At 68.4% G+C, this 20256-nt stretch carries 20 protein-coding genes; 17 read left to right on the forward strand and 3 right to left on the reverse strand.

The features are described from left to right. Positions 1-62: 62 nt before the first annotated feature. Positions 63-1280 (reverse strand): flagellar basal body P-ring formation chaperone FlgA, encoded by a 1218-nt coding sequence (gene flgA / locus J7024_RS23935; protein ID WP_124828115.1) that lies wholly within the window; start codon positions 1278-1280, stop codon positions 63-65. Between the two features lie 204 nt (positions 1281-1484). Here flgA and flgB point away from each other — a divergent pair, with 204 nt between their 5' ends. The 13 genes from flgB to J7024_RS24000 all read left to right on the forward strand — a co-directional run bounded on the left by flgB (position 1485) and on the right by J7024_RS24000 (position 14971). Further along, entirely contained in the window at positions 1485-1973 is a 489-nt protein-coding gene (gene flgB, locus J7024_RS23940; protein ID WP_124828114.1) for a flagellar basal body rod protein FlgB, read from the forward strand. 36 nt (positions 1974-2009) lie between these two features. Further along, entirely contained in the window at positions 2010-2435 is a 426-nt protein-coding gene (flgC, locus tag J7024_RS23945) for a flagellar basal body rod protein FlgC (protein WP_096508502.1), read from the forward strand. 50 nt (positions 2436-2485) lie between these two features. Further along, the gene (locus J7024_RS23950) at positions 2486-3235 is read left to right on the forward strand and encodes a flagellar hook assembly protein FlgD (protein ID WP_124828113.1); all 750 of its coding nucleotides are present in this window, start codon (positions 2486-2488) and stop codon (positions 3233-3235) included. A 27-nt stretch (positions 3236-3262) separates the two neighbouring features. Beyond that, the gene (gene flgE, locus J7024_RS23955; RefSeq protein ID WP_124828112.1) at positions 3263-4504 is read left to right on the forward strand and encodes a flagellar hook protein FlgE; all 1242 of its coding nucleotides are present in this window, start codon (positions 3263-3265) and stop codon (positions 4502-4504) included. A 20-nt stretch (positions 4505-4524) separates the two neighbouring features. Further along, on the forward strand, positions 4525-5283 hold the full coding sequence (flgF, locus tag J7024_RS23960; protein ID WP_124828111.1) for a flagellar basal-body rod protein FlgF: 759 nt from the start codon (positions 4525-4527) through the stop codon (positions 5281-5283). 35 nt (positions 5284-5318) lie between these two features. Next, positions 5319-6107 (forward strand): flagellar basal-body rod protein FlgG, encoded by a 789-nt coding sequence (gene flgG, locus J7024_RS23965; protein WP_124828110.1) that lies wholly within the window; start codon positions 5319-5321, stop codon positions 6105-6107. 21 nt (positions 6108-6128) lie between these two features. Continuing rightward, a complete protein-coding gene (gene flgH, locus J7024_RS23970; protein WP_096508507.1) occupies positions 6129-6818 on the forward strand; it encodes a flagellar basal body L-ring protein FlgH in 690 nt (229 codons plus the stop codon). A gap of 5 nt (positions 6819-6823) precedes the next feature. Further along, positions 6824-8014, forward strand: coding sequence for a flagellar basal body P-ring protein FlgI (locus J7024_RS23975; RefSeq protein ID WP_124828109.1), 1191 nt, complete (start codon positions 6824-6826; stop codon positions 8012-8014). Next, positions 8015-8983 carry a flagellar assembly peptidoglycan hydrolase FlgJ gene (gene flgJ, locus J7024_RS23980; protein WP_124828108.1) on the forward strand — a complete coding sequence of 323 codons (969 nt, stop codon included), beginning with the start codon at positions 8015-8017 and terminating at the stop codon, positions 8981-8983. It begins immediately after the preceding gene. A 234-nt stretch (positions 8984-9217) separates the two neighbouring features. Beyond that, entirely contained in the window at positions 9218-9973 is a 756-nt protein-coding gene (locus J7024_RS23985) for a flagellar brake protein (protein WP_175751038.1), read from the forward strand. Positions 9974-10166: 193 nt separating this feature from the next. Then, positions 10167-12149, forward strand: coding sequence for a flagellar hook-associated protein FlgK (gene flgK / locus J7024_RS23990; protein WP_124828106.1), 1983 nt, complete (start codon positions 10167-10169; stop codon positions 12147-12149). Positions 12150-12166: 17 nt separating this feature from the next. Next, positions 12167-13417, forward strand: a complete 1251-nt coding sequence (gene flgL, locus J7024_RS23995; RefSeq protein WP_175751037.1) for a flagellar hook-associated protein FlgL — start codon at positions 12167-12169, stop codon at positions 13415-13417. 246 nt (positions 13418-13663) lie between these two features. After that, complete coding sequence (locus tag J7024_RS24000; protein WP_124828104.1) at positions 13664-14971, forward strand: solute carrier family 23 protein; 1308 nt, start codon at positions 13664-13666, stop codon at positions 14969-14971. Positions 14972-15015: 44 nt separating this feature from the next. Here the strand turns inward: J7024_RS24000 and J7024_RS24005 are convergent, their stop codons facing one another. Next, positions 15016-15900: a transcriptional regulator GcvA gene (locus tag J7024_RS24005; RefSeq protein WP_175751036.1), complete on the reverse strand. Its 885-nt coding sequence runs from the start codon at positions 15898-15900 to the stop codon at positions 15016-15018. Between the two features lie 96 nt (positions 15901-15996). Between J7024_RS24005 and J7024_RS24010 the strand changes: the two genes are divergently transcribed. Further along, on the forward strand, positions 15997-16608 hold the full coding sequence (locus J7024_RS24010; protein ID WP_124828102.1) for a chromate transporter: 612 nt from the start codon (positions 15997-15999) through the stop codon (positions 16606-16608). After that, a complete protein-coding gene (locus tag J7024_RS24015) occupies positions 16605-17132 on the forward strand; it encodes a chromate transporter (RefSeq protein ID WP_124828101.1) in 528 nt (175 codons plus the stop codon). Before J7024_RS24010 ends, J7024_RS24015 begins: the two co-directional genes overlap by 4 nt. Before the next feature lie 34 nt (positions 17133-17166). On the opposite strand, the gene J7024_RS24020 is transcribed toward J7024_RS24015, so the two are convergent. Further along, positions 17167-17508 carry a hypothetical protein gene (locus tag J7024_RS24020; protein ID WP_124828100.1) on the reverse strand — a complete coding sequence of 114 codons (342 nt, stop codon included), beginning with the start codon at positions 17506-17508 and terminating at the stop codon, positions 17167-17169. Between the two features lie 281 nt (positions 17509-17789). Between J7024_RS24020 and J7024_RS24025 the strand changes: the two genes are divergently transcribed. Both J7024_RS24025 and J7024_RS24030 read left to right on the forward strand, forming a co-directional pair. Continuing rightward, positions 17790-18551 (forward strand): YoaK family protein, encoded by a 762-nt coding sequence (locus J7024_RS24025; protein ID WP_124828099.1) that lies wholly within the window; start codon positions 17790-17792, stop codon positions 18549-18551. Positions 18552-19015: 464 nt separating this feature from the next. Then, positions 19016-20137 carry a porin gene (locus J7024_RS24030; protein ID WP_124828098.1) on the forward strand — a complete coding sequence of 374 codons (1122 nt, stop codon included), beginning with the start codon at positions 19016-19018 and terminating at the stop codon, positions 20135-20137. Positions 20138-20256 lie beyond the last annotated feature (119 nt).

Here is a 20256-nt window from a genome sequence, read left to right on the forward strand (position 1 = left end):
CATCGCGAGCCCGAAATTCTTCGAATAAACAATTCTTTGCAATCTTGCGGGGTCATCCGTCCCTATAGCGGAATTTCCACGGTGCCGGCGTCCTTGACGATCGCCGTGACGATCTGGCCCGCCGCCATCCTGACCCGCACCGACTGGCCCGGCGCCGCATTCGCGAGCACGCTGCCTTCGGCCGAGATCGTGAAGCCGGGTCCGGCTGCCACCACCCGCACCGTCTGGCCGGCCGATACCGACGCCGCGCTCTTCAGCATGTCCTGGCGCAGCGGCAGCCCGGCCGAGATGCGGGCGAGCGCGGTTGCGCCGACCGCCTGCGCGGGATCGGTGATCACCGCGAGCGGCAGCACCGTCAGGTCGCCGTCGCGTGCGACGAGATCGGCCGCGGTGAGCGGCTCGCCGGGCGTGATCTGCCGCGCGGCCACGTAATAAGTGGCCTGCACCGTGACCTTCGCCTGCAGATAGACGGTCCACGGCCGCTCGCCCGCGCAGCGCACGCCCACCGTCGTGCGGCCCCACAGGCGCGCGCCGGTCGGCAGGAACGGTTCGAGCGTCGTGCACGCCGCGAGCCCGCGCGGAAACGCCGCCGCGACGGTCGCGGTGGTCTTGCCCGGCAGGCCGGCGATCTGCTGCTGCAGGAACGTGAGGGCCGTGCGCCGGATCGCTTCGGGGTCTTGCTGGCCCGGCAGCGGTGCGGGATGGGCCGCTGCCGCTGTAGCGGGCACCGCCGCGTTGGCGGCATTGGCGGAAGTCGCCGGCGCGCGCGGCGCCGTGGCGGCGCGTGCGGCGACCGCCGGCTGTCGCGCGAGCCGCGCCGCGTTCGATGCGGGCTCGGCCGTGCCGGCAACGACCGTCGCGACGCCGGCCGGATCGATGGCGCGCGGCGCGTTGCCATAACCGGCGTTCGCGCGGGCCGCCGCGTAGGTCGAGGCTGGCGGCGGGTTCGTTGCGACCGTCGCGCTACCCGGTTGCACCGCGTAGCCGGCCCCGGCCGCACCGGCCGTGCCGGGTGCCGGCCGGTAGGCATTTCCTGTCGTTTCGGGCGCGATGCCTGCCCCGGCGTCGGCATTCCCGACATTTCCGCCGAACTGCCCGCCGCTCGCCGCGTTCGCATGCGCGAGCGCGGTTTCGGCCGTCTCGCCGCGTCCGGGAATCACGATCGTCCCGTCGTCCGCGCGCGCGGCCGGCACGGCGAGCCAAAGCGCCGCGGCGAGCGCGAACGCACGCGGCACGCGTGTGCCGCGCCGGTTGTTCCCGCGAAGTGCGCTGCCTGTCATCGCCGTGTCCTCGATCCGTTGATCCGATTCGCATTCTAGGGAGCGGGGTCGCCGCGCAAACGATGAATAGAGGGGGCCTTTGCCGCGTTATTCGCCCGATTGCCGGTTGCGCGCGCGGCCTACCATCGCTGTCATGGAAAAAAGCCCCTTGGGTCGCCATCCGGCCCGACGGGCGTGCAGCGCTTCATACGGAGAGACGCACACATGCTGGACAAACTCGATGCCGAATTCGCGTTCGGCCGGCAGGCGCTCGACGTGCGCGCCTACCGGCAGGAACTGCTGTCGTCGAACATCGCGAACGCCGACACGCCCGGCTACCAGGCCCGCGACGTCAATTTCGCGTCGACGCTCGCGCGCTCGCTGAAGCAGGCCGACGGCGGCGTCGTACCGGACAACGCCGCGCAGCTGCCGATGGCGCAGCCGGCCGGCGTGACGAGCGGGATGACGATGGTGTCCACGGCGCCTGGTCACATGGCCGGCGCCGCGAAACTGATTCCGACCGGCGGCCCGGCCGACGACTACGGCCGCGCGCAGTACCGGATGCCGCTGCAGCCGTCGCTCGACGGCAACACGGTCGATCTCGACGTCGAGCGCGTGCAGTTCGCGGACAACGCGCTGCACTACGAAACCGGGATGACCGTGATGACCCAGCAGATCAAGGCGATGATCGCCGCGATCTCGACGAACTCGTAAGCGCGCGCCGCTCGCGCACCCGAACAAGGAGCCTCCATGCCCTCGTTGATGAACATCTTCGGCGTCGCCGGTTCGGCGCTGTCCGCGCAGTCGCAGCGCCTGAACGTCACCGCGTCGAACCTCGCGAACGCCGACAGCGCGACCGGCCCCGACGGCAAGCCGTACAAGGCCAAGCAGGTCGTGTTCGAAACCGACCCGCTCGGCGGCGTGCGCACCGCGTCCGGCCAGGGCGTGGGAGGCGTGCGCGTGTCGAAGGTGGTGGACGATCCGTCGCCGATGAAGTCGACCTACGACCCGGCGAACCCGGCCGCCGACGCGAACGGCTACGTGCAGATGCCGAACGTCGACCCGGTGCAGGAAATGGTGAACATGATTTCGGCGTCGCGCTCGTACCAGGCGAACGTCGAGACCCTGAACACCGCGAAGACGCTGATGCTCAAGACGCTGACGATCGGCTCCTGAGCCGCGCGCGACCTTACAGACCCGACAGTTCCGACAGAAGGCCACCCAGGATGACATCCTCCAGCACGACGATCGGCGGCAACGGCACCAACGTGTCGACGTTGCCGACCGACACGATGAACACCAACAACGTGTCGAGCACCGGCACGTCGGCGAGCGACCTGCAGTCGACGTTCCTGACGCTGCTCGTCACGCAGTTGCAGAACCAGGATCCGACGAGCCCCGTCGACAGTTCGCAGATGACGTCGCAGCTCGCGCAGATCAACACGGTGAGCGGCATCGCGCAGCTGAACACGTCGCTCACGTCGCTGTCGACGCAACTCGCGGCCGGCCAGCAGACGCAGGCCGCACTGCTGATCGGCACGAACGTGCTCGCGCCCGGCAACAGCGTCGCGGTGAAGGGCGGCGCGGCGTCGCCGTTCGGCGTGTCGCTCGCGAACGACGTGTCGAACCTGACCCTCACCGTGAAGAACAGCTCGGGCGTAGTCGTCAACACGATCAACGCGGGCGCGCAGTCGGCCGGCACGGTGCCGTTCAACTGGACACCGACCGACGCGGCGGGCAACACGCTGCCCGATGGCGCGTACACGGTCAGCGCGACGTACACCGACAGCACCGGCACGCAGCAGAGCGCGACGACGCTCGCGGCCGCGCAGGTGCAAAGCGTGATCAAGCAGGCGGACGGGACCGCCGGGCTCATGCTGTCGAACGGCACGACCGTGGGGCTTACCCAGGTCGCGTCGATCTACCCGAACACCACGTCGTCCGCGTCGTCGTCCGGCGGCGCCACAACCAACTAATCCAGATTTCTCGAAACGGAGACCGAAATGGGTTATCAACAGGGGCTGAGCGGCCTCGCCGGCGCATCGAACGCGCTCGACGTGATCGGCAACAACATCGCGAACGCGAACACGGTCGGCTTCAAGTCGAGCACCGCGCAGTTTGCCGACGTGTACGCGAACTCGATCGCGACGTCGCTCAACACGCAGATCGGGATCGGCACGTCGCTCGCGTCGGTGCAGCAGCAGTTCAGCCAGGGCGCGATCAATACGACGAGCTCGTCGCTCGACGTCGCGATCAACGGCAACGGCTTCTTCCAGATGTCGAACAACGGCGTGATGACGTACACGCGCGACGGCACGTTCCAGCGCGACAAGAACGGCTACATCGTCAATGCGCAGGGCATGAACCTGATGGGCTATGCCGCCGACAAGAACGGCGTGATCAACACGTCGCAGACGGTGGCGCTGCAGGCGCCGACGACCAACATCGCGCCGACCGCGACGACCCGGATCTCCGCCCAGTTCAACCTGAACTCGCAGGACACGACGCCGGCGAAATCGCCGATCGATCCGTCGGACAACACGACGTACAACTACTCGACGTCGATCCAGGTGTACGACTCGCTCGGCGGCTCGCAGGCCGTCAGCATGTACTTCGTGAAGTCGGACGCCGGCACGTGGGAAGCCTACGCGGGCGTGCAGGGCAGCACCCCGACGGATCTTGGCACGGTCACGTTCGACTCGTCGGGCGCGATCCAGGGCACGACGACGGGCACGCCGGCCACGCCGACCGCGTCGATCGGCCAGTTCCAGTTCACCGTGCCGAACACGGACGGCTCGGCGACGCCGCAGACCATGACGCTCGACCTGACCGGCACCACGCAGTACGGCGGCAAGGACGGCGTGAACAACCTCGCGCAGGACGGCTACGCGAGCGGCACGCTGACGACCTACTCGATCGGCACCGACGGCAAGCTGACCGGCAACTACTCGAACGGCCAGACGGCGGTGCTCGGCCAGATCGCGCTCGCGAACTTCAACAACCCGAACGGGCTGATCAACCTCGGCGGCAACCAGTATGCGGAAAGCGCCGAGTCGGGCGTGCCGCAGATCTCCGCGCCGGGCACCACGAACCACGGTTCGCTGCAGGGCAGCGCGCTCGAGAACTCGAACGTCGACCTGACGTCGGAGCTGGTCAACCTGATCACCGCGCAGCGCAACTACCAGGCGAACGCGCAGACGATCAAGACGCAGCAGACCGTCGACCAGACGCTCATCAACCTGTAACGCGCGGATAACCGGCAGCCATGGACCGACTGATCTACACGGCGATGACGGGCGCGTCGCAGTCGCTCGACCAGCAGGCGATCGTCGCGAACAACCTCGCGAACGCATCGACGACGGGTTTTCGCGCGCAGCTCGCGACCTACCGCGCGGTGCCGATGAATTTCGGCGACGGCGGCACGGTCGATCCGGCGACGACCCGCACCTACGTGCTGGCGTCGACGCCCGGCGCGGATTTCGCGCCGGGCCCGATCACGCGCACCGGCAATCCGCTCGACGTCGCGGTGCAGGGCCCCGGCTGGCTGTCGGTGCAGACGGCCGACGGCGGCGAGGCGTACACGCGCGCGGGCAACCTGCACGTCGATGAAAACGGCCAGCTCGTGAACGCGAGCAACCTGCCGGTGGTCGGCAACGGCGGCCCGATCTCGGTGCCGCCGAACGCCGAAGTGACGATCGGCAAGGACGGTACGGTGTCCGCGCTGATGCCGGGCGACCCGCCGACGGCGGTCGCGATCGTCGACCAGATGAAGCTCGTCAATCCCGATCCGGCCACGCTCGCGCGCGGCAACGACGGGTTGTTCCGCACCGCCGACGGCAATCCGGCCGACGCCGACCCGAACGTGGTCGTCACGCCGAATTCGCTCGAAGGCAGCAACGTGAACCCGGTGACCGCGATGGTCGCGATGATCGACAACGCGCGGGCGTTCCAGCTGCAGTCCAAGCTGATCCAGACGGCCGACCAGAACGAGCAGTCGGCGAACCAGCTGCTCAACTTCAGCTGAGCGGCACGGTCCGCGCTACCAGGAGAGGATTCAACATGAACCGTTCGCTCTACATTGCAGCCACCGGCATGAATGCGCAGCAGGCGCAGATGGACGTGATCTCGAACAACCTCGCGAACACCAGCACGAACGGCTTCAAGGCGTCGCGCGCGGTGTTCGAGGATCTGCTGTACCAGACGATCCGCCAGCCGGGCGCGAACTCGACGCAGCAGACCGAACTGCCGTCGGGCTTGCAGCTCGGCACCGGCGTGCAGCAGGTCGCGACCGAGCGCCTGTACACGCAGGGCAGCCTCACGCAGACCGGCAACTCGAAGGACGTCGCGATCAACGGCGCGGGCTTCTTCCAGGTGCTGATGCCGGACGGCACGAACGCCTACACGCGCGACGGCTCGTTCCAGACCAACGCGCAGGGCCAGCTCGTCACGTCGAGCGGCTACCAGGTCCTGCCGGCGATCACGGTGCCGCAGAACGCGACGTCGCTGACGATCGGCAAGGACGGCGTCGTGTCGATCACGCAGGCGGGTTCGACCAACGCGGTGCAGATTGGCTCGCTGCAGATCGCCACCTTCATCAACCCGGCCGGCCTCGAGGCGAAGGGCGAGAACCTGTTCGCCGAAACGACGTCGTCGGGTGCGCCGAACGTGTCGCAGCCGGGGCTGAACGGCGCGGGCTCGCTCAACCAGGGCTATGTCGAGGCGTCGAACGTGAACGTCGTGCAGGAGCTCGTCAACATGATCCAGACCCAGCGTGCATACGAGATCAACAGCAAGGCCGTGACGACGTCCGACCAGATGCTGCAGACCGTCACGCAGATGAAGAGTTAACCGGAAAGTCCCGTCGTTGCCATGAAGCAGGTTCGTCTCCTCCCGTCAGCTACCGTCCGCGCCGCGTGCGCGGTCGCGGTGGCCGCGCTCGCCGGCTGCGCGCAGATTCCGCACGATCCGATCATCCAGCAGCCGATGACCGCCCAGCCGCCGATGCCGATGTCGATGCAGGCGCCCGGCTCGATCTACAACCCGGGATACGCGGGCCGGCCGCTGTTCGAGGATCAGCGCCCGCGCAACATCGGCGACATCCTGACGATCGTGATCGCCGAGAACATCAACGCGACCAAGTCGTCGGGCGCGAACACCAACCGGCAGGGCAATACCGACTTCAACGTGCCGACCGCCGGCTTCCTCGGCGGGCTGTTCTCGAAGGCGAACCTGTCGGCGAGCGGCGACAACAAGTTCGCGGCGACGGGCGGCGCGAGCGCGGCGAACACGTTCAACGGCACGATCACGGTGACCGTCACCAACGTGCTGCCGAACGGCAACCTCGTCGTGAGCGGCGAGAAGCAGATGCTGATCAACCAGGGGAACGAATTCGTGCGTTTCTCGGGCGTCGTGAATCCGAACACGATCTCGGGCGCGAACTCCGTGTACTCGACGCAGGTCGCCGACGCGCGGATCGAATATTCGGCGAAGGGCTACATCAACGAAGCCGAGACGATGGGCTGGCTGCAGCGCTTTTTCCTCAACATCGCACCGTGGTGATGACGATGCAGCACACCGTATTTCGTCGCCTGTCCGCCAGCCTGCCGCGCCGCGCGCATGGCATCGTGCGGATCGCCGCCGCGTTCGCGCTCGCCGCGTGCGCGTTCGGCGCCGCGCCGGCGCACGCCGAGCGCCTGAAGGACCTCGTGCAGATCCAGGGCGTGCGCGACAACCCGCTGATCGGCTATGGCCTCGTCGTCGGTCTCGACGGCACGGGCGACCAGACGATGCAGACGCCGTTTACCACGCAGACGCTCGCGAACATGCTCGCGAACCTCGGCATCTCGATCAACAACGGTTCGGCGAACGGCGGTGCGTCGTCGCTGAACAACATGCAGTTGAAGAACGTCGCGGCCGTGATGGTGACGGCCACGCTGCCGCCGTTCGCGCGGCCGGGCGAGGCGCTCGACGTGACCGTGTCGTCGCTCGGCAACGCGAAGAGCCTGCGCGGCGGCACGCTGCTGCTCACGCCGCTGAAGGGCGCGGACGGGCAGGTGTATGCGCTCGCGCAGGGCAACATGGCGGTGGGCGGCGCGGGCGCGAGCGCGAACGGCAGCCGCGTGCAGGTGAATCAGCTCGCGGCCGGCCGGATCGTCGGCGGCGCGATCGTCGAGCGTTCGGTGCCGAATGCGATCGCGCAGATGCACGGCGCGTTGCAACTGCAGCTGAACGACATGGATTACGGCACCGCGGAGCGGATCGTGTCCGCGGTCAACGCGAACTTCGGCCCCGGAACCGCGACCGCGCTCGACGGCCGTACGATCCAGCTCGCGGCGCCGGTCGACTCCGCGCAGCAGGTCGCGTTCATGGCGCGCCTGCAGAATATCGACGTGAGCCCGGACCGGGCCGCCGCGAAGGTGATCCTGAACGCGCGCACCGGCTCGATCGTGATGAACCAGATGGTCACGCTGCAAAGCTGCGCGGTCGCGCACGGCAACCTGTCGGTGGTCGTCAACACGCAGCCGGTGGTGTCGCAGCCGGGGCCGTTCTCGAGCGGGCAGACCGTGGTCGCGCAGCAGTCGCAGATCCAGCTGAAGCAGGACAACGGTGCGCTGAAGATGGTGACGGCCGGCGCGAACCTCGCCGACGTCGTGAAGGCGCTGAACACGCTCGGCGCGACGCCGGCGGACCTGATGTCGATCCTGCAGGCGATGAAGGCGGCCGGTGCGCTGCGCGCGGACCTGGAGATCATCTAAATGGCAGCGAACCTTCCGAACGCGAACGACCTCACGCAGCGTTTCGCGCTCGACGTGCAGGGCTTCGACGCGCTGCGCGCGCAGGCGAAGCAGTCGCCGCAGGCCGGCGCGAAGGCGGTCGCCGGGCAGTTCGACGCGATGTTTACGCAGATGATGCTCAAGAGCATGCGTGATGCGACGCCCGACGGCGGGCTGCTCGATTCGCACACGTCGAAGATGTACACGTCGATGCTCGACCAGCAACTCGCGCAGCAGATGTCGAAGCGCGGGATCGGCGTCGCCGACGCGCTGATGAAGCAACTGCTGCGCAACGCGGGGCAGGGGGCGGGCAGCGACTCGGCGGCCGACGCCGGCGCGGCCGGGCTGGGCTCGTCGGGTAACGAAGGCAGCCTCGCCGCGATGAGCGCGATGGCCCGGGCCTACGCGAACGCGGCGAACAACGGCGCGCTCGCCGGCTCGCGCGGCTACTCGGCCGGCAGCGCGCTGACGCCGCCGCTGAAGGGCGCGAGCGGTGTGCAGAACGCCGACGCATTCGTCGACCGGCTCGCCGGGCCGGCGCAGGCGGCGAGCGCGACCACCGGAATCCCGGCGCGCTTCATCGTCGGCCAGGCCGCGCTCGAATCGGGCTGGGGCAAGCGCGAGATCCGCGCGAGCGACGGCTCGACCAGCTACAACGTGTTCGGCATCAAGGCGAACAAGGGCTGGACGGGCCGCACGGTGTCGGCGCTGACGACCGAATACGTGAACGGCACGCCGCGCCGCGTCGTCGCGAAGTTCCGCGCGTATGATTCGTACGAGCATGCGATGACCGACTACGCGAACCTGCTGAAGAACAATCCGCGCTACGCGGGCGTGCTGAGCGCGAGCCGCAGCGTCGAGGGCTTTGCTCACGGGCTGCAGAAGGCCGGTTATGCGACCGACCCGAATTATGCGAAGAAGCTGATCTCGATCATGCAGCAGATCGGCTGAGCGGGCGCGGCGTGCCGGAACCGGCCTGCCTCCCGCTCGTCGTTCTTCGGACCGCGCCCGGCTCCCCGCCGCGCGCGGTTTCAACGTTTGCGCGAAAAAAAGCGGCAATTCGATCTAAACTTTCGTTGAGCACTGCCGCTAAGTGTGTGAGACCAGCAACCGGGCCCATGTTCTGGCCCGACTTTACTGCGTACCGGTTGCCCCGGGCGCCCAAGACAAGAAAACCGGCTAGCCATGAATATCGAAACGTCGTCTGCTCCGAGTCAGGATGCAGGCCACTCCGGGCCCGATTACGCCCGCCGCAATCCGCTGGAGATCGGCGTGCAGCTGCGCAACCTCGTGAACCGCGGCGATTTCCTGACCGTCCAGTATCCGGGCGGCCAGCTTGTCACGCGCCTGCTCGAAGTCGATGTCGGCGCGCGCACGTTCACGTTCGACTGGGGCGCGCTGTCCGAGCAGAACGCCGGCATTCTCGCCGCGTCGCACTGCACGTTCTCGGCGGCGCCGGACGGCGTGCGTGTCGAATTCACCACGGGCACGCCGCGCGAGACGCGCTACGAGGGGCTGCCCGCGTTCGTCGCCGATTTCCCCGACGTGCTCGTGTGCATCCAGCGCCGCGAGTATTTTCGTGTCGATGCGCCGGTGATCGATCCGTTCCTGTGCCGCGGCAAGCTGCCGGACGGCGAGGGCTTCGTGTTCGAGGTGCACAACCTGTCGCTCGGCGGCGTCGGCCTGCGCACGGCCGACGAGCGCGTCGAGGCGCTCGAGGTCGGCACGCTGCTGCCGGAGGTCGAGCTCGAATTGACCGGTCACGGCAGGCTGTCGCTCGACCTTTGCCTCGTGTCGCAGCGTTCGACCCAGATGCCGAACGGCTCGCGGCGCTACCAGCTCGGCTTTCGCTTCATGTCGTTGCCGGGCAGCGCGGAGAACACGCTGCAGCGCCTGATCACGCAGCTCGAAATGAAGCGCCGCTCGCTCGCGCGGGCCTGACGCGCGCACTGCCGGCCCCCCGCGCGGGCCGCTTTCACGCCGGGCGCTTCCAGGGGCCGCCCGTCTTCCCGAACGCGACGCGCGCCTGCGCGTCGCGCGTGCATTTTTTCCTCAATTTTTCCGCTCGGCGGCCGTTATACCGGGAGTCACGCAACCCGGCGGCCGCAGCCCGGCCGGCCCATCAGGATCGCGCATGTCCAACTCTCTCTTGAACCTCGGCGTCAGCGGCCTGAATGCCGCACTCTGGGGCCTCACGACGACCGGCCAGAACATCAGCAATGCCGCGACGCCGGGCTATTCGGTCGAGCGCCCGGTGTATGCCGAGGCGAGCGGCCAGTACACGTCGAGCGGCTACCTGCCGCAGGGCGTGAACACCGTCACCGTGCAGCGGCAGTACAGCCAGTACCTGAACGACCAGCTGAACAGCGCACAGTCGCAAAGCGGCGCGCTGTCGACCTGGTACTCGCTCGTCGCGCAGCTGAACAACTACGTCGGCAGCCCGACGGCGGGGATCTCGACCGCGATCACCAACTACTTCACCGGGCTGCAGGGCGTCGCGAACAATGCGTCCGACCCGTCGGTGAGGCAGACCGCGATGAGCAACGCGCAGACGCTGGCCGACCAGATCACGGCGGCCGGCCAGCAGTACGACGCGCTGCGCCAGAGCGTGAATACGCAGCTCACCAGCACGGTGTCGCAGATCAACACGTACACCGCGCAGATCGCGCAGCTGAACCAGCAGATCACGGCCGCGAACAGCCAGGGGCAGCCGCCGAACCAGTTGATGGACCAGCGCGATCTCGCGCTGTCGAACCTGTCGAGCCTCGCCGGCGTGCAGGTGGTGCGCAACGACAGCGGCTACAGCGTGTTCCTCGCGGGCGGCCAGCCGCTCGTCGTCGCCGACAAGAGCTATCAGCTCGCGACCGTGACGTCGTCGTCCGATCCGAGCGAGCTGACCGTCGTGTCGCAGGGCATCGCCGGCGCGAATCCGCAGGGCCCGAACCAGACGCTGCCCGATTCGTCGTTGTCGGGCGGCACGCTCGGCGGCCTGCTCGCGTTCCGCAACCAGACGCTCGACCCGGCGCAGGCGCAGCTCGGCGCGATCGCCACCAGCTTCGCCGCGCAGGTCAACGGGCAGAACGCGCTCGGCGTCGACCTGTCGGGCATGCCGGGCGGCAAGCTGTTCACGATCCCGGACCCGGCCGTCTACGCGAACCAGGGCAATACGGGCAATGCGTCGCTGAGCGTGTCGTTCGCCAATGCGTCGCAACCGACCACGAGCGACTACACGCTGTCGTACGACGGCACGAACTACACGCTGACCGATCGCGCGAGCGGCACGGTGGTCGGCCAGTCGACGTCGATGCCGGCATCGATCGGCGGCCTGGACTTCTCGTTCGCGAACGGCACGCAGATGAATGCCGGCGACCAGTTCACCGTGCTGCCGACGCGCGGCGCGCTGGACGGCTTCGCCCTCGCGACGTCGAGCGGCTCGGCGATCGCGGCCGCGTCGCCGGTGGTGGCGTCGGCCGCCACGACGAACTCGGGCAGCGCCACCATCACGCAGGGCGGGGTGAGCGCCGGCTACCAGGTGCCGTCGACCACGCTGACCTACGACGCGGCGAGCAAGTCGCTGTCGGGCTTCCCGGCCGGCACCACGGTGACGATCGGGAGCACGCCGCCCCAGACGGTGGCGATTGCCGACGGGACGACGCAGGTGCCGTACGACCCGTCCGTGGGCGCGACGCTGACGATGTCGGGCACCGCGCAGGGCGCGATGAACGGCGTGACCGTGTCGCTGGCGGGCACGCCGGCGGACGGCGATTCGTTCAAGATCGGGCCTTACGCGGGCGGCACGAACGACGGTTCCAACGCGCTTGCGCTGTCGCAGATCGTCAGCACGAAATCGTTCGGCAACGGCTCGACCACGCTGACCGGCGCATACGCCGGCTACGTGAACGGCATCGGCAACTCGGCGAGCCAGCTGAAGTCGTCGAGTGCCGCGCAGACTTCGCTCGTCGGCCAGATCACGACCGCGCAGCAGTCGGTGTCGGGCGTGAACCAGAACGAGGAAGCGGCGAACCTGATGCAGTACCAGCAGCTCTACCAGGCCAACGCGAAGGTCATCCAGACGGCCGCGACGCTGTTCCAGACCGTGCTCGGCCTGTTCAACTGATTCCGGGGATCGAAGCGATGCGGATTTCCACTTCCCAGTTTTACCAGCTCAACGTCGCGCAGATGAGCGACCAGCAGGCGCAGCTCGCGCAGCTGTACCAGCAGATTTCGAGCGGCGTGAGCCTGTCCACGCCGGCCGACAACCCGCTCGGCGCCGCGCAGGCGGTGCAGCTGTCGATGAGCTCGGCGACGCTGTCGCAGTACGCCACGAACCAGAACGTCGCGCTGTCGTCGCTCCAGAAGGAAGACCAGACGCTGACGAGCGTGAACAACCTGCTGAACAGCATGCATACGGTCGTCATGCAGGCCGGCGACGGCTCGCTGTCCGACAGCGACCGATCGGCGCTTGCGACGCAGCTGCAAGGCTATCGCGACCAGCTGATGACGCTCGCGAATACCGCGGACGGCGCGGGCAACTATCTGTTCGCGGGCACGCAGTCGACGTCGGCGCCGTTCTCGAACGCGCCGGGCGGCGGCGCGGTGTACAGCGGCGACAGCGGCACGCGCGAGGTGCAGATCGCCGACACGCGCTCGATTTCGCAGAGCGACAGCGGTGCCAGCGTGTTCATGTCGGTGCCGATGCTCGGCAGCCAGCCGGTGCCGGCCGCCGGCACGGGCGCGACGGGCACGGGCAATACCGGCACCGGCACGATCGGCGCGGTGTCGATCACGAACCCGGCGGCGGCGACCAACGGTCACGCGTTCACGATCACGTTCGGCGGCACGGCGGATGCGCCGACCTATACGGTGACCGACAACACGATCGGGCCGTCGAGCGAGACCCAGCCGCAACCGTATTCGGAAGGCGGCGCGATCGCGCTCGGCAACGGCCTGACGGTGCCGGTGTCGGGTACGCCGGCAGCGGGCGACACGTTCACCGTCACGCCCGCGCCGCAGGCCGGCACCGACGTGTTCGCCACGCTCGACACGATGATCGCCGCGCTGAAGACGCCGGTCGGCAGCGATACGTCCGCGGCGGCCGCGCTCTCGAACACGATGACGACCGGCACGACGAAGCTGAACAACACGATGACGAACATTCTCACCGTGCAGGCGTCGGTCGGCGGCCGCGAGCAGGAAATCCAGGCGATGCAGGCGGTGAACCAGAACAATTCGCTGCAGGTCACCAACGACCTGTCGGATCTGACGAGCACCAACATGGTGTCGACGATCAGCCAGTTCCTGCAGATGCAGAACGCGCTGTCGGGCGCGCAAAAGGCCTACGCGCAACTGCAGAACCTGTCGCTGTTCCAGTACATCAATTCTTGATGCCCGCGGCGACCGGCTCGATGTGAGTGCACGCTTACGTTGCGCGGCGCATCGGCCGGCAGCCATCGGCAGCCGCTGGTCACCGGCGCAAGCCCGCGGCCCCGCCCGCCACGCATGCTCCGGCAGGTACGACCGTTGCGTCGACGGGTTCGCGCTTGCCAGCCCCATTTCCGCTCCGTAAACTCGCGCCAGATTCCAGACCGGCGCACCGTCCGCAGCCGGCGATCGACAGGAGCCCTTTTCCCCATGTCCGATTCCTACTTCCCGCGCTGGCGGGTGCAATCGACCGGCGCGGCATCGCGCGTGGTCGGCACTGACGAGCGCCTGGCGTGGCCGCAGATGGTCGCGATGGGCGTGCAGCACGTCGTCGCGATGTTCGGCTCGACCGTACTCGCGCCGTTGCTGATGGGCTTCGACCCGAACCTGTGCATCTTCATGTCGGGCATCGGCACGCTGCTGTTCTTCGTGCTGGTCGGCGGCCGCGTGCCGAGCTACCTCGGCTCGAGCTTCGCGTTCATCGGCCTGGTGATCGCGGTGACCGGCTACGGCGGCAGCGGCCCGAATCCGAACATCCCGGTCGCGCTCGGCGGGATCATCGCGTGCGGCGTCGTGTACGTCGCGCTCGGCGCGTTGGTGCAGGCGATCGGCACGCGCTGGATCGAGACGCTGATGCCGCCCGTCGTTACCGGCGCGGTGGTCGCGGTGATCGGGCTGAACCTCGCGCCGATCGCGGTCAAGGGCGTGTCGGCATCGACCTTCGAGTCGGTGATGGCGCTCGTCACGGTGCTGTGCGTGGGCGGCGTCGCGGTGTTCGCGCGCGGGATGATGCAGCGCCTGCTGATCCTCGTCGGGCTCGTGATCGCGTACGTGATCTATGCGGTCGCGACCAACGGGATGGGCCTCGGCAAGCCGATCGATTTCGCGATCGTCGCGCATGCCGCGTGGTTCGGCGTGCCGAGCTTCCGCACGCCGGTCTTCGATCCGCACGCGATGCTGATGCTTGCGCCGATCGCGGTGATCCTGGTCGCGGAGAACCTCGGCCACATCAAGGCGGTCAGCGCGATGACGGGGACCAACCTCGACCGCTACGTCGGCCGCGCGTTCATCGGCGACGGGCTCGCGACGATCGTGTCGGGCAGCGTCGGCGGCACGGGCGTGACGACCTACGCGGAGAACATCGGCGTGATGGCCGTCACGCGGATCTATTCGACACTGGTGTTCGCGATCGCCGCGCTGATCGCGATCGGGCTCGGCTTCTCGCCGAAGTTCGGCGCGGTGATCCAGACGATTCCGGGCCCGGTGCTCGGGGGCGTGTCGATCGTCGTGTTCGGGCTGATCGCGGTGACGGGGGCGCGGATCTGGGTCGTCAACAAGGTCGACTTCTCCGACAACCGCAACCTCATCGTCGCGGCCGTCACGCTCGTGCTCGGCGCGGGCGACTTCTCGCTGAAGATCGGCGGCTTCGGGCTCGGCGGGATCGGCACCGCGACGTTCGGCGCGATCATCCTGTACGCGATCCTGCGCAAGGAGCAGGAACCGGGCCCCGTGGTCTGAACGAAAGCGGGCGGTGCAACGCCGCCCGCGGTCGTACGCGGCGCTTATGCGCCGGTATTCGACTGCGCCTGCAGCCACGCGCAGAACTGCGCGACGAGCGGATCGTCGGCCGGCGCGCGCGGCGCGATCCACCAGTAGCTGCGCGTCGCGATGCGCGGCCCGTCGAGCGGCATCACCAGCCGCCCGCTCGCGAGCTCGTCGTCGATCAGCGGCAGCGGGCCGAGCGCGACGCCCAGCCCGTCGACGGCCGCCTGCAGCGCCAGATAGAAGTGGTCGAACGACTGCCGCTTGCGCCCCTTCATCGTCGCGCCAGCCGCCGCGAACCAGTCGCGCCAGCCTTCCGGGCGCGTATCCGAATGCAGCAGCACGTGCCGCGCGAGATCGTCCGCGCGGGTAATCGGCGCGCGCCTGAGCAGCGCGGGGCTGCAGACCGGGATCACGCTTTCGTCGAGAAAGTGACCGCTCGTGCAGTTCGGCCAGTGGCCGGGGCCGCGGCGGATCGCGACGTCGAAGCCGTCGAGCGCGTCGAGCGGCGCATTCGACGTGGACAGCTTCAGCTCGACGTTCGGCACGTCGCGCTGGAACCGCGACAGGCGCGGCAGCAGCCATTTCATCGCGAAGGTCGGCAGCGCATTGATGCGCAGCACGCGCGCCGCGCCCGTATTGCGCAGCTGCTCGGTGGCGAGCGCGATGCTGTCGAACGCGGCGCGCACGGTGTCGAGATAGCGGCGGCCCTCGTCGGTGAGCTTCACGCGCTTGCCGTAGCGATGGAACACCGGCTTGCCGAGCCATGCCTCGAACCCGGCGATTTGCCGGCTGATGGCACCATGAGTCACATGCAGCTCGTCGCCGGCAGCGCTGAAGCTCTCGTGTCGTGCCGCTGCTTCAAAGGCCCGAAGCGCGGAAAAGGGTGGGAGATCGCGTGCCATGCTTGTGATTCTAGATCACAAGGGTGCGCCGATAAAATCGTTTTGCCGGGATCCTGAACGGCGGTAACCTCGGGGCACCGTTTGATGAGGATCCCCATGCAATCCGTTTCTCCTCCGCCTGCCGCATCGCCTCGCCAGGTCGGCCTCGCCGAGCTGTTTTCCGGTTTCCTGTCGCTCGGCCTGATGTCGTTCGGCGGCGCGCTGCCGTTCGCGCGGCGCACGCTCGTCGAGCAGCGCAAGTGGCTTTCCGCCGACGAATTCACCGATCTGCTCGGCTTGTGCCAGTTCCTGCCGGGCGGCAACGTGATCAACCTGTCGGTCGCCGTCGGCATGCGCTTTCGCGGCGTCGCGGGCGCGTTCGCCGGCATTCTCGGGCTGATCGCGGGGCCGACGCTCGTCGTCGTCGCGCTCGGCGTGCTGTACGCGAAGACGCAGGGCGATCCGCGCGTGCAGCACCTGTTCGGCGGGCTCGCCGCCGCGGCCGCGGGCCTGCTCGTCGCGATGGCCGTGAAGGTCCTGAAGCCGCTGCGCCACGCGCGCGCGGCGGCCGGCATCGCGGCGCTGTCGTTCGTCGCGATCGCGGTGCTGCGCATTCCGCTGCTGGCCGCGATGCTGGTGCTGACGCCTGCAAGCATCTGGCTCGCGTCGCGACGCCGCGACACGCCGGCGCCGCAGCGCGCCGCCGCACGCGACGGAGGCCGCTCGTGAACGACACGCTGATCGCCATCGCGACGATTTTCAGCCAGCTGTCGCTGCTTGCGTTCGGCGGCGGCAACACGATCCTGCCGGAGATGCAGCGGCAGGTGGTCGACGTGCATCACTGGATGAGCGCGCACGAATTCACCGCGCTGTTCGCGCTCGCGCAGGCGGCGCCGGGGCCGAACATGATGATCGTGTCGCTGGTCGGCTGGCACGTGGCCGGCTGGGCCGGGCTGCTCGTCGCGTCGATCGCGAAGTTCGGGCCGTCGTCGCTCGTCACCGTGCTCGCGCTGCATGCGTGGGAGCGCTTTCGCGACCGGCCGTGGCGCCGCTACGTGCAGCAGGGGATGATGCCGGTGACGGCCGGGCTCGTCGCGGCCAGCGCGGTGCTGATTTCGGAAGCGTCGAACCGCACGGCGATCCAGTGGGGCATCACGGCTGCGTGTGCGATGCTCGCGTGGCGCACGCGCATCCATCCGCTGTGGCTGCTCGCGGCCGGCGCGCTGGTCGGGCTCACCGGCATCGGACAGTGAGCGCCGGGGCGGCCGGTGCCGGGCACGACGGCCACTACGGCGCCGCCGGCTGGTCGCTGTTCACGAGGCCGAGCAGCCGGCCGCGCTCGGCGCTGATGTCGTTCGTCGGCGTCGGCCAGTCCACGATGTAACCGGCTTCGAGCGCATCACGCATGATCGCGTCGTAGTCGGCCTTGCCCAGCCTGTCGCTGCCGCGCAATGCGTGCGCCACTTCGTGCTTGAGCTTCGGCGTGAACGACGGATAGGCCGCCACCAGCGCCGCATACTGGCGCGCATCGATCTCGCCCGATTCGCGGTTGAACGCCCAGACGGCTACCAGCACGATCGCGACGAACGGGATCACGGTGAAGCGCAGGAAAAACTTCGCGGGTGTCATGTCATTCGACGGCGGGTTGAGAGGGCGCGGCAGAGGCTGCTTGCGGCCGGCCGGTATACTCGGCCGGTCTTCCGGCTGCGCCGGCCGGATGCCGGCGCAGCCGGCACGCGTGCGGCCGATGCGCGCCCGACGCCAGGCATTATATTGGCGCGGCGCGCGGGACTGCGCAGTGGCCGCGCGGGACGGGCAACGCCCGGCGCCGGCCGGGATCGATGACGGAATCGGTGAATCACGCGCCGCCGGCCGCGCGCGGCCGGGCGGCGCGCCACACGGGAGGATCGATGGATCTCGACGGCGCGAGCCGCAACCTCACTGTCGCCGCGCTGCTGACGCTGTCCGGCGGCTATCTCGATGCGTACACGTACGTCGGCCACGGGCACGTGTTCGCGAACACGATGACCGGCAACGTCGCACTGCTCGGCATCAACCTGTCGGCCGGCGAATGGGCGGCCGCACTCCATCATGTGCCGCCGCTCGGCGGCTTCGTGGTCGCGGTGTTCGTCGCGCACCTGCTTGGTCTTGCCGCGCAGCGCGGCTGGATGCGGCACACGGCGTTCGCGAGCCTGCTCGTCGAGATCGCGTTTCTCGGCCTTGCCGCGAGCGGGCTCGTCGGCGCATCGAGCGCGTGGCTGATTCCGGGCATCTCGTTCGTCGCGACGTTGCAGACGCTGTCGTTCACCCATCTCGAAGAACTGTCGTACACGTCGGTGATGACGACCGGCAACCTCCGGCGCGCCGCGCAGAAACTGTTCGTCGGACTGATCCCGCGCTACGACGCGGGCGCGCTGCACGACTCGGCGCTGCTCGCGACGATCAGCTTCTGCTTCCTGGCCGGTGCGGTGCTCGGCGGCCTCGTAACGCGGCTCGTGCCGGAAGTCGCGTTGTGGGGCGCCGTGTTGCTGCTCGTCGGCGCGTTCGCGGAAATCGTGCGGCGGGCGCGGCGGCGCGCGGGCGATGACGGTGGCGGCAGTAGCAGCGGAGACGGCAGCGGCGCTAAAGGCGGTGACGGCAACGCCGGCGGCGGGACGCAGCAAGCAGCCTGACGACGTGCGGCCGGGCCGCCATGCGCGGCCGGCCGCCGGTGAGCCGCGCGATGGATTCGCCGGTGACGCGCTCCGCCGTCTTGCCGCTTCGTCCAGCCGCTTCGCCCCCGCGACGCGCCGTGCCCGATATCGTGCAATCAGCCGCGGCGCCGGTCATCTCCCGATCGCTCCATGCCCGGATACAACCCCGCCGTTTTCATCACCGGCTCCGGGCCGATCCTTACAGCGCAGACCCTCATTTCGCCGCCGCCGCGCGCCGCTTCATCCGCGCGAGACGCGTGTGCGGCGCGGGAACCGTTGTTCCAGGGCGACAATCGCGCATTACCGGACATTTCAATTTCTTTCAGCGCGGGCACTCGTCTTATGATTCAGCCCACATCGCGCGCGCCATGAGCGTCCGCGATCGCCACCCGGCTGCGCACGCGGCCGGCCATGAATGGAGACACCTACAAAAAGGAAAGCTCATGAAGCAGACCACTCGACTCGCAGCCATCGCAGGGGGCGCGGCCCTGGCCTTCGCCAGCCAGTACGCAGCCGCACAAAGCTCGGTCACGCTGTGGGGCGTCGCCGACGCCAGCATCCGTTACCTGACCAACGCAAACGCCAAGAACGACGGCCTGCTGTCGATGACCAACGGCGCGATCACCAACAGCCGCTTCGGCATCTACGGCACGGAAGACCTCGGCGGCGGCCTGAAGGCCCTGTTCAACCTCGAGAGCGGCGTGAATCTGCAGAACGGCGCATTCGCCGATAGCGGCCGCCTGTTCAACCGCGCGGCGTACGTCGGCCTGCAGAGCCCGTACGGCACGGTGACGCTCGGCCGCCAGAAGACGCCGCTGTTCGACCTGCTGTCGGACACCTACGATCCGCTGACGGTCGGCAACTACCTCGAAAACGCATGGCTGCCGGTCGCGCTGGGCGGCGGTCTGTATGCGGACAACCAGATCAAGTACACCGGCAAGTTCGCGGGCCTGACCGCGAAGGCGATGTACTCGACTGGCACGAACTACGAATCGACCGGCGCGGGCGGCTTCTCGGGCCAGATCCCGGGCTCGCTCGGCAAGGGCAATGCGTGGGGCGTGTCGGTGTCGTACGTGACGGGGCCGCTCAGCATCGCGGCCGGCGCGCAGCAGAACAGCGACAACTCCGCGCGCAAGCAGACGATCTACCACGCGAACGTCGTGTACGCGTTCAGCAAGGCGAAGGTCTATGCGGGCTACCTGCGCTCGAAGGACGACACCGGTTTCGTCGACAGCCTGCTCGCGCAGCAGTCGATTCCGGTCGCGAAGGGCACGGGCCGGATCGACGACGGTCCGTTCGCGGGCGTGAGCTGGCAGGTCAGCACGCCGCTGACGCTGACGGGCGCGTTCTACTACGACCACATGCGCAACGCGATGACCGCGAACGGCACGCTCGCGAGCGGCAACCGCTACGCGATCGTCGGCATCGCCGAATACGCGCTGAGCAAGCGCACGGAAGTCTACGGCACCGTCGACTTCAACAAGACGAACGGCGCGGCGAACGTCGAGCTGCCGGGTCGCAGCAACCAGACCGGCATCGCGATCGGCCTGCGCAATATCTTCTGACGAACGTCGGAATTCCTGCGCGGGCGTCGCCCCGGCGCACCTCGAAGAGGCTCCTGCGGGAGCCTCTTTTTTTCGTCACGCGAGCTTCATGCGCGTGGACGACCATTCAGCGATCGCTC

The sequence above is a fragment of the Burkholderia sp. WTPI3 genome (assembly GCF_021483755.1).
Classification (GTDB): Bacteria; Pseudomonadota; Gammaproteobacteria; order Burkholderiales; family Burkholderiaceae; genus Burkholderia.